Origin of the sequence: Trinickia sp. LjRoot230 (assembly GCF_964253315.1) — a bacterium.
Taxonomy (GTDB): Bacteria; Pseudomonadota; Gammaproteobacteria; order Burkholderiales; family Burkholderiaceae; genus Trinickia.
In genome coordinates this window covers 1,151,676-1,164,423 of record NZ_CAXUQX020000002.1, presented here as the reverse complement: position 1 = coordinate 1,164,423, position 12,748 = coordinate 1,151,676, and the positions used below count along the sequence as shown (strand labels likewise).

General features: G+C 60.5%; 8 protein-coding genes and 2 pseudogenes. 7 read left to right on the top strand and 3 right to left on the bottom strand.

Annotated elements, in window-relative coordinates; translation table 11 throughout:
• Positions 1-9 precede the first annotated feature (9 nt).
• Both ACSQ20_RS24265 and ACSQ20_RS24260 read right to left on the bottom strand, forming a co-directional pair.
• Positions 10-456 (bottom strand): response regulator, encoded by a 447-nt coding sequence (locus ACSQ20_RS24265; protein ID WP_436024976.1) that lies wholly within the window; start codon positions 454-456, stop codon positions 10-12.
• Complete coding sequence (locus ACSQ20_RS24260) at positions 453-3,413, bottom strand: PAS domain-containing sensor histidine kinase (protein ID WP_436024974.1); 2,961 nt, start codon at positions 3,411-3,413, stop codon at positions 453-455. The genes ACSQ20_RS24265 and ACSQ20_RS24260 overlap by 4 nt, the downstream gene beginning before the upstream one ends.
• Before the next feature lie 29 nt (positions 3,414-3,442).
• Here ACSQ20_RS24260 and ACSQ20_RS24255 point away from each other — a divergent pair, with 29 nt between their 5' ends.
• From ACSQ20_RS24255 to ACSQ20_RS24240, 4 genes and pseudogenes are all read left to right on the top strand, one after another.
• Complete coding sequence (locus ACSQ20_RS24255; protein WP_436024972.1) at positions 3,443-4,066, top strand: TniB family NTP-binding protein; 624 nt, start codon at positions 3,443-3,445, stop codon at positions 4,064-4,066.
• Between the two features lie 6 nt (positions 4,067-4,072).
• Positions 4,073-4,213 carry a hypothetical protein gene (locus tag ACSQ20_RS24250; protein ID WP_436025927.1) on the top strand — a complete coding sequence of 47 codons (141 nt, stop codon included), beginning with the start codon at positions 4,073-4,075 and terminating at the stop codon, positions 4,211-4,213.
• Positions 4,195-4,512, top strand: a pseudogene (locus tag ACSQ20_RS24245) (transposase); the annotation flags it as partial. The gene ACSQ20_RS24250 and the pseudogene ACSQ20_RS24245, both read left to right, overlap by 19 nt.
• 497 nt (positions 4,513-5,009) lie before the next feature.
• Positions 5,010-8,279: a S10 family serine carboxypeptidase-like protein gene (locus ACSQ20_RS24240; RefSeq protein ID WP_436024970.1), complete on the top strand. Its 3,270-nt coding sequence runs from the start codon at positions 5,010-5,012 to the stop codon at positions 8,277-8,279.
• Between the two features lie 336 nt (positions 8,280-8,615).
• On the opposite strand, the gene ACSQ20_RS24235 is transcribed toward ACSQ20_RS24240, so the two are convergent.
• A complete protein-coding gene (locus tag ACSQ20_RS24235) occupies positions 8,616-9,608 on the bottom strand; it encodes an IS5 family transposase (protein WP_436021280.1) in 993 nt (330 codons plus the stop codon).
• 510 nt (positions 9,609-10,118) lie between these two features.
• Here ACSQ20_RS24235 and ACSQ20_RS24230 point away from each other — a divergent pair.
• The 3 genes and pseudogenes from ACSQ20_RS24230 to ACSQ20_RS24220 form a co-directional block, all read left to right on the top strand.
• Complete coding sequence (locus tag ACSQ20_RS24230) at positions 10,119-11,312, top strand: acyl-CoA dehydrogenase family protein (protein WP_436024968.1); 1,194 nt, start codon at positions 10,119-10,121, stop codon at positions 11,310-11,312.
• A gap of 52 nt (positions 11,313-11,364) precedes the next feature.
• Positions 11,365-11,763, top strand: a complete 399-nt coding sequence (locus tag ACSQ20_RS24225; RefSeq protein ID WP_436024966.1) for a thioesterase family protein — start codon at positions 11,365-11,367, stop codon at positions 11,761-11,763.
• 38 nt (positions 11,764-11,801) lie between these two features.
• Positions 11,802-12,743, top strand: a pseudogene (locus ACSQ20_RS24220) (NAD(P)H-dependent flavin oxidoreductase); the annotation flags it as partial.
• Positions 12,744-12,748 lie beyond the last annotated feature (5 nt).

Genomic DNA, 12,748 nt, shown 5'->3' with positions numbered 1-12,748 from the left:
ACGAAGCCGTCACGCGATCGTGGGTGGCCGCTGGTTGAGCACTAGCCAATATATCCCCAACTGCCGCACCGCTTCGGCGAACTGCGTGAAGTCGACCGGCTTGACGATGTAGCTGTTGGCACCCAATTCATAGCCGCCTAGCACGTCCCGGTCCTCCTTCGAGGATGTCAGGATGACCACCGGGACGTGGCTAGTCCGTTCATCGGCTCGAATCGCGCGCAAGACATCGAGCCCGTCGATCTTGGGAAGTTTCAGGTCCAGGAGGACGACCTGCGGAACCTCTCCGGCGTCGCGGCCGGCATAGTCGCCTCGCATGAAGAGATAGTCGAGCGCAGCCGCTCCGTCGTGTGCCACGACCACTTTGTTCGCGATGTGGCTCATCCTGAGAGCACGCATGGTCAACTCTTCGTCGCTCGAGTTGTCCTCGACCAACATGATCACGTGCTGTTCGTTCATGTTCCAGGGTCCCTCTCGTTCAGTGTGAAGTAGAAGGCAGCCCCGCGTGCCACTTCACCTTCAGCCCAAATGCGTCCGCCGTGGCGCCGCACGATTCTTTGGACCGTGGCTAGGCCGATGCCCGTCCCTTCGAACTCATCTGCCGGGTGCAGTCTCTGGAACACGCCGAAGAGCTTGGACACGTAGGCCATGTCGAAACCGGCGCCGTTGTCACGGACACAGAATACCGATTGCCCGTCTTGTCGCGTCGACGCGAACTGGATGCGGGCACTGGGTTGTTTGGACGTGAACTTCCACGCGTTGCCAAGCAGGTTGTCGAGCGCGACGCCAAGGAGACGGCCATCACCCATGGCGATCAATCCGTCTTCAATGAAGAACTCTACGCTGCGCTCAGATTGCGAGACCTTCAGCCTTTCGACGACAGCATGAGCGAGGCCGCTCAGGTCGACTCGTTCGCGCTGCAGGTCACTGCGCGAGATGCGGGCCAGCTTAAGTAGGCTTTCGATGAGCTGCGCCATATGCTGCGCCGATTCGCGCACGAGTCGCAGGTAACGTTGCCCCTCATCGTCAATCTTCGCGGAGTAGTCCTCCAGGAGCGCCTGGCTGAAGCCGTCGATGCCGCGCAGGGGTGCGCGTAGATCGTGCGCCACCGAGTAACTGAACGCCTCGAGCTCGCGGTTGGCGGCATCGGTGGCCTCCTTGGCGCGTGCGACGGCCTGTTCTGCGCGCTTGCGATCGGAAATGTCCCTCGCCACCTTCGAAGCCCCGATGACATTCCCGCGTGAGTCATGAATAGGCGAGATCGTCACGGAAACATCGATATCTCGTCCATCCTTGCAGCGGCGCACCGTCTCAAAGGGTTCAACGCGCTCTCCTTGCTTGAGGCGCTCGATGATGGCCGGTTCTTCTCCCTGCCGGCCGGGGGGCAGGAGCATTGATATCGGCTTGCCGATGACCTCCTCGGATGCAAAGCCAAAGATGCGTTGAGCACCGGAGTTCCAGCTGCGGATCGTGCCGTCCAAGCTCTTGCCGATGATCGCGTCATCGGAGGAATCAACGATGGCGGCCAGCTGCGCCCGAAGCTCGTCAGCCTTCTTCCGGTCCGACACGTCACGAATGGTGCCCGAAACGAGGATTTCTCCCTCGCTCTCCAGAGGGCTCAGGCTAACCTCCGCGGGGAACTCGCTGCCGTCTCGGCGGCGCGCCCACAGCTCCAAAGCCGAGCCCATGGGGCGGGCCTTGGGATCGCCGAAATAGTGCGCCCTGTGGCCGGGATGGCCTTCGCGAAAGCGCTCGGGGACAAGCACTTCGACCGGTTGTCCGATGAGCTCGCTGCGCTGGTAGTCGAAGAGCCTTTCAGTCTGGGCGTTGACGAGCAGGATCCGCCCCTCCTTGTCGACGATGACCGTAGCGTCAGGCGCCGACTCGAGGAGGCCACGGAACTTCTGCTCCGCCTTCGTGCGCTCGGTGATGTCGCGGATTGCACTCGAGACGATGATGCCCTCGTGGGTCGCGATGGGGCTCAGGCTGATCTCGATCGGAAACTCCCTACCGTCTTTGCGGACGCCGAACAGCTCGAGCCCGGAGCCCATCGCGCGCACTCTCGGGTCCGCGAAGAAACCCGTCCGGTGCGCCGGGTGCTTCCTGCGAAACCGCTCCGGCATCAGCATCTCGACCCATTGGCCTATCAGCTCGCTGCGGTCGTAGCAGAAGAGCTTTTCGGTCTGGGCGTTGACGAGCAGGATCCGCCCCTCCTTGTCGACGATGACCATCGCGTCAGGCGCCGACTCGAGGAGGCTTCGAAACTTCTCCTCGGCCTTTTTCCGCTCGCTACTGTCACGGATGGAGGCCGAAACGAGCGTGCCCTCTTCGGTCTCGAGAGGGCTCAAGCTGATTTCGATCGGGAACTCGGTGCCGTCCTCACGCAAGCCAAAGAGCTCGAGCCCCGAGCCCATCGATCGAACCTTCGGCTCGCCGAAGAAGTTCGCTCGGTGCCGAGGATGGTTGAGGCGGAAGCGCTCGGGGATTAATTTCTCGACCTGCTGTCCGAGCAGCACCTGGCGAGAGTAGCCGAACAGCTTCTCGGTCTGAGCGTTGACGAGCACGATGTTGCCGTACCTGTTGACGATCACGACCGCGTCGGGTGCCGACTCGAGCAGCCCGCGGAACTTGTCCTCCGCCCGCTTGCGCTCGGTAATGTCGCGAATCGCACTGGCAACAAGCAGTCCCTCCTCTGTTTCGAGCGGACTCAGGCTGATCTCGATCGGGAACTCCGTGCCATCTTTGCGCAGGCCATAGAGCTCCAAGCCAGAACCCATGGAGCGGACCCGCGGCTGCGCGAAGTAGCCGCGACGGTGCGCCGGATGCGCACCGCGAAAGCGCTCGGGAACAAGCACCTCCACTTGCCGGCCGACGAGCTCGGCCCGCGGATAGCCGAACAGCTTCTCGGTTTGCGAGTTGACCAGCACGATGTCGCCGTCGCGGTTGACGATCACTGCAGCGTCCGGGGCGGCCTCCAGGAAGCCGCGGAACTTCGCTTCGACCTTCCTGCGCTCGGTGACGTCGCGAATGGCCGCGGTGACAAGAACGCCCTGATCAGTCTCGATCGAGGCGAGGCTAATTTCCGCTGGGAACTCGGTCCCGTCCTTGCGAACGCCTTGCAGATCCACCCCCGCACCCATGGGCCGCGGACGCGGTGCGGCAAAGTAGCCGGCGCGATGCGCCGGGTGCTTGTCCCGGTGGCGGGACGGAACCAGAACCTCCACCGGCTGCCCCACTAGCTCGGTTCGGTGGTAGCCGAACAGATTCTCCGCCTGCCCGTTGATGAGTAGGATTAGGCCGTCCTGACCGACGATGACCATCGCGTCGGGTGCGGCTTCGAGGAACGCAGGAACGTTCGCCTCGACAGCTCGCTGCAGGCCGATAGGCATGCTTGGCTGCACTATCGTCTTGTCCATGCGCCCCCCTTTTTTCACCCGCAGCTGCTATGCAATACGAATGGTGCCCGGTGTATCCATGTCGTCCTTCCTGTCACTGCTCCGCGCAGCACAATATTCATACTATTAAAAAAACGGTCGAGTGCCTAATTTCTGTCGAGGGCGAGCAGCGGGTGCGCGATCGCAGCAGATCCCGCAACGGGTTCACTCTAGAGTTCCCGGAGCGCGACTATGGTCGCCCGGTCACGCTCGACGATGTCGTCCGTTATCTGCTCGCTGGCAGCTACCGCGAACAGCGCGCGTCACTGAACCTGTTGAAGTACCTGGCCAACGACCTGCGTATCAGCATCGTGGCGGTGGGCACCGACGATGCACCGGTGGCACTGCAGACCGATTCGCAGATAAGCAGCCGCTTCACGCCGTTGGCGCTGCCGCGCTGGAGCGAATGTGACGAGTTTCAGGCGCTGCTTGGCGCCTTCGAACAAGTGTTGCCACTGCGGCACAGTTCTGACTTGCAGCAGCGCCCCTTCGTACAACTGCTGGTCGCTGCCAGCGACGGCCTGCTGGGCGATGTCCCGCGCATTCTCAACACGGCTGCCGAGCGGGCGATCCTGGACGATAGCGAGCGGATCACCCTGCTCCACCTGCAGCAGGCTTGCGATGCGCGAACCTGAGCGAGCGTGGCCATTGTGCCCTCCATCGAACTCGACCCGGGCCTGAACTGTCAGAGGTGGCTGACGATAGCACCCACTCGAAACGATGCGCGCGTGCTGATCGACTCGACCATCGTGCGTATGAAGCCGGACGTCCTCGGCGAATGATCATCGTCGAGGGAAAGGTTGCCGATATTTCGTGCGCGCACGAATTGGTCGAGCATCTGCGTGCAGGCGCGGTGATCGCCGACAAAGGCTACGACTCGGATGCCTTCGCAAACACTATTCGTGCTGCACATGCCAAGGTTGTCATCCCGCCACGGTCGAATCGAAAGACCAAGCGTCGGTACAGCTGCGTGCTGTACCGAACCCGAAACATCGTCGAACGTTTCTTCAATCGCACCAAACATTTTCGTCGCGTCTCCACTCGATACGACAAACTCGCGGGCAATTATCTCGCCTTCGCCAAGCACGACAAAGATTCGCCACGGCAGCTGGTCAATTTGGAAAAGCCTCTATCGTTGCGCGATCGATTGGATCGGAGAAATCAGACGTGCTCAAACCGATTGGGCCGGGCGCAGGCAGCAAAGAATTGGCGCGAAAAATCGCACACTCGACGCAAGAACATGCTCTCGACAATACCTCTTCGCCCGTGTGGCCCGCTTCGGGTTTCCAGCTCGCGGCGCTGCGGCTGAGCGCAGGCAGTATCAGCGCACAAAGCGAATGGGGTTCATCCGATGCCCAGACGCCCCAAGCGCCGTTGCCGCCGCCGACAACGCAGACTGTGCGGACCGACTTGTCTACATCAAGCGCCGCGTTGCGCGGTGAACCGCGGCCACCGCCGCGTCTTTCGGAACTAACCTGGCTCTGCGATGACCGTCACGGGCGTTGGCCAGCTGCCTTTTACGCGGACGCGAACGGTCAGACGCTGCGTGTCATCAAGGCGCGGGGGCGCATATGCGACATGTTGGTCATTGGGGGCGGGCTGTACTCAGAACTGGGCGCCGTCGTCCCCGGATACCAGCATGTTGTCGACGATCGCAGCGAAAGCGCCGGCAGCAACAATGGCGACGGCTACGTCGCGTCGCCCTGGAAGGGCAATCTCGAGACCGATTTCGAGCAGCTCGAACGCTTCAGCCAATCGGTCGTCGACGATGTTTTCGAGTTTTTTGTGGCTGATAGGTGGATCGGCAACGAGCATGTGGCGTCGACCATTGCGCTCGATCCTCAAAGCAAAGACACGGTCCGCGACCTCGAGGCGAGCGAGGGTCTGCTGCTTTACGATGCGCTGGGCAGACTAAAGCCCGCATCCGCGGGCAGGAAGCTAAGACTCGCCCCTCCATTGACCGAGGTAAACGAGTTCAAGATTTTTGAAAGCATGCCAAACTGGCTTGTAATGGATGGCATCATCGCCATTGGACGTTTCAGCGATCGTCGGATTCGCGAGATCGTGAGGGCCGGCGCGTACCACGATGCTTCGCGCGCGGAGCCGATCGCCAAGTGGCTGATCAGGCGCAAGCGGACGCTGCTCCAGCCGTTTCGCCGTCAAGTGGGCGCCAACGCCGGGCATCCGCCGCTGCGCCCCGGCATCCGTCCCAACGATCCGTTCCTGCAATATCTTCGGCAGAAAACGCTTTCGGGACGGGCCACCCTCGAACTGGCAAGCGCGATGTGGCCGGGCGTCTTTTTCTCCGGCGGCGGACAGCTGAGCGGCGGCGTGCTCGAATACCGGCCTCCACATGTGCATTCTCAAAACGAATTCGGCCAGCGGATCGAACGCCCCCTCTTGCGCGTCACGCGAGACATCAATTTCGCCGTGATCGACGCGATATTTCGGCGATACCAACAACTCGGCAGCGGGTGGGCAAAATTGCCGTCGGGCGCGACTGCATACGGCCTCAACGAAGCGGGCATGATCCTCGCGGGAGACCCGCAACTGCCACCCGGCAACGTAGCCGTGTTCCCAGCGCGAAAGGAGGATCTCGACCTGTTTGTGACGCGCAAGTCGTTTCTCGGTGAATGGGAAACGTCGCACGCATTGGAACCCCCATTGGTGGTCGACGTAAGGCCGCGAGACCTGCGCCCAAGTCTCTACACGCTTCCCACGAGCGTCAATCCCGGGGACCCCGAATTTCGCGGCTTCGGTGCGCTCGGCGGCGTATCGGACGAGACATTGGTCTTCACAATGAGCGACCCGCCGCTTGCGCGAATCAAACCGCCCGTACCGCCTCCCGTCTCGAAGCTGCTCCACCCCGCGCCGAATTTTCGGGAAATCGACCTCGGCAAAATCGACAAGCAGCATCCATACGTGGCCGAAGGCGCATCCTCGCATCTGGCAGCGAGCGTCCTGCTCGAGGAGGATCAGCGTATCTGGCTGATCGAAGAGGACGACGGCAAGGGAGGCACCACACTGCGCCTGCCCAAACAGACCGTCGCCGCTTCGTCGTTGAGGTCGGAAGCGGCAGCACAGGCCGTGAGAGAAACGCTGGGATTCGAAGGGCCGATAGTCGCCTATATTGGCGATTTCGACGACTCGCTCAGCAATAAACGAACGCGCTATTTCATCCAACGACGCCAAGATTGCTCACAGGACTTCCTGACTCGATCATTGTCGCCAGCGCGACTCGTCCCTCTATGCGAAGCTGCCTCGACGGTGCATGACCCGGAAGATAAAAAGGCTCTGTCGAACCTGCATGCGCAGTTGAATCCGCCAACGGCATTCGAGGAGCTCCTGGCCGATGTGCAGAGTCGAGGGTTGGTCGGCAAAGCCGCCGTCGAGGCACTGGAAAAGCGTGGCATGAACGACGCCGACGTTCAATCTCTGCTAGCGCTGGGACAATACCAGGCGAAGATGAAGATCGCACAATCGCCCGTTGTCTTCGAAGATAGCGTCGATGTTGACGGACAGCCGATGCACTATGTTGGCCGTTACACGCCACTTTACGTGGGTATGCCCGGCAAGCCCAAGACACAGTTGTGCATGCTCGAATTCGAGCGAAAGGATGCCGGCCCCGATGAACCGACGATCGTCATTCAGGGAGGCGGCCCCGGGGGCAGCCCGGCATGGTTCATCGGCGCGGGTGTAGGACCCATCAGGATCGATGGCATGCAACGGATGGTCCCGAACGCGCATTCTTTGCTACGCGGCGCGCGTATACTTTTCGTCGAGTCGCCGGCTACTGGATACAGCTTTTCCGGCGGCGACGAAAAGGAATACTTCGACCTCGAAGCCGATGCGGAGATCACCGCGCTTGGTCTTCTGCAATACAGAAAACTCAATCATGATCGTCTGGCGCATAGTGCCTGGTTCATCGCGGAGGCATCTTATGGCGTTCATCGTGGCGTTCGCATCGCCAATCGATTCGAGGACGAGAACGTCCGGCTAGGCGGACTCATCTTCGTTTCGGGGGCATTTAGCTTCGGGCTACGCGACTTCGAGCGGGAATCGATCGTCCCCTATGCGCTCGTATTGCGATCATACGCGGCCACAGCGGTGCATCACGGCGTCGTTCCCCGCCCGACTGACGAACGAGCGTTCTTGAAAGAAGTCGACGATTTTGCCAGGACCGAATATGTGACGGCGCTGATGGGCCGCACCGATCCGAATTCGAAGGCGTTCGATCAGATGGCCAAGAAGCTCTCCCAATACATCGGACTGCCAGCCGAGTACTTTATAGATAAGAAATCACTGCAGGTGGAGCCACTCGAGTTCTGCTCGTCTCTGATTCCTGGCCAGCCGATAGCGATCCTCGACGGACGAGACAAGGTGGACGCGCTGCCGACGACCCCCAAAGCCGACCCGTTCGCCTACGTTCTGGAGGGCGCGGCACGCATCTATGGGCAACTGATCAGCAAGTATCTGCGCGACAAGGGATATGTACCACTGGATCGCCCTCGATCGGAATATGTCGTCCTCAAGCCGCTGGCCCCACAGTGGGACTGGCGCCCTTATCAGAACAAGTTCGCGCGCGTGCAAGCGCATCTGGTCAAGGCAATGGAAAGAAACCAGCACTTGAGGCTGCTGACTTTCGCAGGCACCCACGACGTGAGAAGCCCGGTATCCGTGCACGAGTTCGGCATCAATCACTTGCCGCCCGAGGCGGCCGCACGCGTCGAATTGCACGAAATGGAAGGGGGCCATATGTTTTATCGCGATTTACCCACGCTCGAGCGCTTCGTCGACATCGTGCTCGAGTTCGTCTCGCGCCAAATACGGACGATGCATGACGATTGAGAAAGTGGGCGGCTGTCGCGCAACGCGTGCAGGACCAGGTCATGTTCACCAGACCGGTCAGCGGAAGCGACATTTGGGTTCGCTGTCCAAAGAGAACGGACGGCAATCTATGATGAACCGCCCCTTTCGCCTCGTCGACTCCATGAAATGGCAGAATTCCACGCGTCTATATGCAATCGGTATGCGCGCGTCATGCAACGCTGCTAGGGAAACACTGATTTATGTGTTCGCCGCGAGCGCTTGCGACGAATCAGTTTGCAAGCGTCAGAACGGCGAACGAATTTTGTTGTGATCGGGGTGAGTTTTGCTCGAATACAGGCCAACTGCTCGCGTTTTTCATGCACATGACGGACTTTCCCCATGTATCGAGCGCAGCCGGTTCTTCGCGATCACCAAGTTGGCCAAGGCGAAGAGACTAAGCAGTTGCGCCGTGTTCTTGGCTAGACCTCTGTAGCGGACCTTGCGATGGCGGAACAGATTTTTGACGATATGAAACGGATGCTCGACCCGTGCGCGAATCTGCGCCTTGGTACGCTCGACCTGGATCAGCAGGTCCTTGAGCGCACCGTCTCGCATTGCCTTGATCTTCCCACGCTTGATAGCCACGCGCCATTGCACCGGGTTGGCGTGCATCTCGTCGCGTTTTTCAACGCCGGTGTAGCCGGCATCGCCGAACGCCTCCTGTTCGTGCCCGTGCAACAAAGCATGGGCTTGCGATACGTCCGATACGTTGGCCGATGTACCCACCAGGCTATGCACCAGGCCCGAGTCGGCATCAACGCCGATGTGCGCCTTCATGCCGAAGTGCCATTCGTTGCCCTTCTTCGTTTGATGCATCTCGGGATCGCGGCTGTTCTCGGCGTTCTTGGTCGACGGTGGTGCTTCGATAATCCTCGCATCGACCAAGGTGCCTTCCTTCATCAGCAACCCGCGTTCGCACAGCGAAATGCCGATCTCGTCGAACAGTTTGCGAGTCAAATTGTGTTCGACCAGCAGGCGGCGGAACTTCAACAAGGTGGTTGCATCCGGCACGTCCTCGACCGCCAGATCGATGCCGGCAAACGCACGCATTGCGATGCTGTCGTACAGCGCGTCTTCCAACCCTTCGTCCGACAGCCCGTACCACTGTTGCAGGAAGTAGATCCGCAGCATACGTTCCAAGCCAATCGGCGGTCGGCCTCGCTTGCCCTTCGGATAGTACGGCTCGATGGCCGACAGCAAACGTGGCCACGGAACAAGCTTCTCCATCTCCGCCAGAAAGCGTTGCCGCTTGGTTATGCGCTTCGCGCCTTTGCTTTCCGCTTCTGCAAAACCGATCTGCCGCTTCATCGTCCTGGGATCCCTTCCGTGAGCCTCTTTCTACAACGTCCTCGGCTACCTTTGCGATGACCGCCGAGCCTCATAAATCAGTGTTTCCCTAATGCAGCCACTCCACTCCCTAACCTTCATTGCCATGTCCCCTGGTTTTGCGATTCGATCGTGGGAGAGTCTACGTACGCTTTGCCGACATCGATACTGTTAACTGTGACAGATTCATTACGATAAAACGGCTAACTCATCTCAAAAATAAATTAGTTAGGAATCCTATTCTTTTAGGACAAAGTCCGGCGTCTCCGCCATCAATCTCTCGAGATTTGGGCGGCGTTACTCGCCGCGGCAGCGTCGATGCGGTGCTGGGTTTCGCAGCGTGGCCATCGCATCGCCCTAAGGCGCGCGCTCTACAACTCCCACGCGTTCGAATATCTATTCGCATCCTTCCTATTTCTGACATTCCTGCCAGTTTCACCGCAGCACGGGTGACGCTACATTGCGCCCATACCGTTTTCCGCCCAATCAGCCATGAACTTCGCACTCACCGATCGACAGCAAGCACTCGCGTGTGAATATCGCGACATCGGCCAACACCACGCCCGCCAACATCCATGCGATGGCTTCGACTGGAACGCATGGCGCGCCCTCTCTGATTCCGGCCTCTGGCGGCTGCCGGTGCCTCGCGAACACGGCGGCGAAGGCGGTACTTGGCTCGACTTCGCCGCGGCATTCGAAGCACTCACCGGCAGCATGCGCTCGGTCGGCTTCGGTATGGCCGTCGCCAACCAAGCCACCTTGATTCACGCACTGCTTTCATACGGCAGCCCGGAACAACAAGCAACGCTATTACAACGCCTGATGGCGGGCGATGCTGGCGCCACCGCTATCTCCGAGCGCGGCACCGGCACCGAAATCCGTGCGTTGCAAACGCTGCTTGTCGATGACATCGACGCCGCACCGACCTACCGCCTCAACGGCCACAAGTACAACATCAGCCTCGCACCACACGCCTCGATCCTGCTCGTCGCCGCGCGCTATAACAACGCCGACAACCCCAGCGCCCGCAGCGCAACGGCGCTCGTGCTCGTCGACTCAGACGCACCGGGCATCACGCGCAGCGTGTCGCAAAGCACGCTCGGTGTGCGTGACTTGCCCATCGGCGACATCGAGTTCAATGCGGTCCCTATTGCGCGCTGCAGCTTGCTCGGCGCACCACGTGACGGCATGAAGTCGCTGATGCAAATCGCCTCGATGAATCGCGCCTACTTCGCACTCCTAAGTGCTTCGGTGATCCATCCGTTTCTCGCCGATGCGCTTGCGTATGCCAGAACACGCACGGTTCTTGATGTTCCGCTCGATACCCACCAGCACGTACAGCGTCGCCTGGTCGACATCCGCCTCAGAGCCGAGCGCTCGCGCTGCACAGCCTGGGCCGCACTCGGTCAGCTGCTCGACCACGACCCGCAAGCGCTCGAAAGCTGCTCGATCGCGAAACTGTCGGCAGCTCGCGACCTGACCGAATCGGCGCTCGACCTGCTCGCGTTGCACGGCTCCGATGGCTATCGAACCGGAGCAACCTCCGCGTTCGTAACCGATGCACTCGCGATGATTTCAGCAGGCGGCACCGAAGAAATGCATCGGCGCAATATCTTCGCGCAGATGCGACGCTGCGCCGAAACACGCATCGATGCCGATGCGATCCCCGAAACGGTGCCGGCCTGACAACGATCGCGCTCGCACATTCCTACCTGTCGCTCATTCGAAGGAGTCCATCTTGTCAATTTCACCCGGCCTCAAGGCACATGCCTCATACCGCGTCGATACGCTTTCCCTAGCCGATCAATGGGGCGGCGAAGCTCACGCGCTCGCGAGCCCCATCATGATCATCTTCATCGAGCAAACCTGCATGAAGGCAACCGATCATCTGCTCGACCCTAATCTGATGACGGTCGGCTACTACTTCGAGATCAAGCATTTGCAGCCGACGCCGCCCGAATGGGAGGTCACCGTCGATGCCGAACTCATCCGCGTCGACGACAAGATGATGACCTACCAAGTTAGCGTACGCGACGCCGCGGGTGTTGTCGGCACAGGATTACATACGCGCTGCGCAGTGGAACGTGACGGCTTTCATGAGCGCCTCGCCGAACGGCGCGGTGCCATGGTGTCGTAACTAGAACGCACACAACGACATCTCGCGAGACGACCCCCATGCTGCCCCCGTTGCTACAATCACTGCGCGTCCCAGTCATCGCCGCGCCGATGCTAATCGCAAGCTATCCGGAACTTGTGCTCGCGCAGTGCAAAGCCGGCATCGTCGGCACGTTTCCCGCCCTCAACGCACGCCCGCCCGAGCAGCTCGACGATTGGCTCGCGCAACTCGACGAGGCGCTGGCCGCGCATCGCGCCGCACATGCGAACGCATGTATCGGACCGTACGCGGTCAACCAGATCTGCCATCAATCGAATACGCGGCTCAAAGCGGACCTGCGCGTATGCATGGACCGGCACGTGCCGCTTTTGATCACGAGCCTGCGTGCACCGCCTCGTGAAGTGGTCGACGAGGTGCATCGATACGGCGGCATCATCCTGCACGACGTCACCACCATCCGTCATGCGCAAAAGGCGCTCGAAGCAGGCGTCGACGGACTCATCCTCGTCGCGGCCGGCGCGGGAGGACATGCGGGCGCGCTTTCGCCATTCGCGCTTGTTAGCGAGATACGCCGCATGCATGACGGGCCACTCGTGTTGTCGGGCGCCATTGCAAACGGCCACGCGGTCGCGGCAGCGCTCGCCATGGGCGCCGATGCGGCTTATATTGGCACGCGCTTTCTCGCCTCACATGAAGCGAATGTCTCCGAGCGCTACAAACGCACGATCGTCGAAGCACGAGCCGCCGATATTGTTTATACCGATGCCTTCTCCGGCGTGCACGGCAACTATCTGCGACAAAGCATCGAAGCCGCTGGCTTCGACCTGCGCAACCTGCCGCGTCCCGCCGATGCCGCCATCGACTTCTCGTCCGACGCTGGAGCAAAACAGTGGCGCGATATCTGGGGAGCAGGACAAGGTGTCGGCACAATCGACGCTGTCATGACAACGGCCGCTATCGTCGAACAACTCGAACGCGAATTTCACGAAGCATGTCGGCGCACGCA

What these genes read in the sequence shown, in the direction of transcription:
- ACSQ20_RS24260 (WP_436024974.1), bottom strand. Translation starts at nt 3,413, where the DNA reads ATGGACAAGACGATAGTGCAGCCAAGCATGCCTATCGGCCTGCAGCGA.
- ACSQ20_RS24255 (WP_436024972.1), top strand. Translation starts at nt 3,443, where the DNA reads ATGCAATACGAATGGTGCCCGGTGTATCCATGTCGTCCTTCCTGTCAC.
- ACSQ20_RS24240 (WP_436024970.1), top strand. Translation starts at nt 5,010, where the DNA reads ATGTTGGTCATTGGGGGCGGGCTGTACTCAGAACTGGGCGCCGTCGTC.
- ACSQ20_RS24230 (WP_436024968.1), top strand. Translation starts at nt 10,119, where the DNA reads ATGAACTTCGCACTCACCGATCGACAGCAAGCACTCGCGTGTGAATAT.
- ACSQ20_RS24265 (WP_436024976.1), bottom strand. Translation starts at nt 456, where the DNA reads ATGAACGAACAGCACGTGATCATGTTGGTCGAGGACAACTCGAGCGAC.
- ACSQ20_RS24235 (WP_436021280.1), bottom strand. Translation starts at nt 9,608, where the DNA reads ATGAAGCGGCAGATCGGTTTTGCAGAAGCGGAAAGCAAAGGCGCGAAG.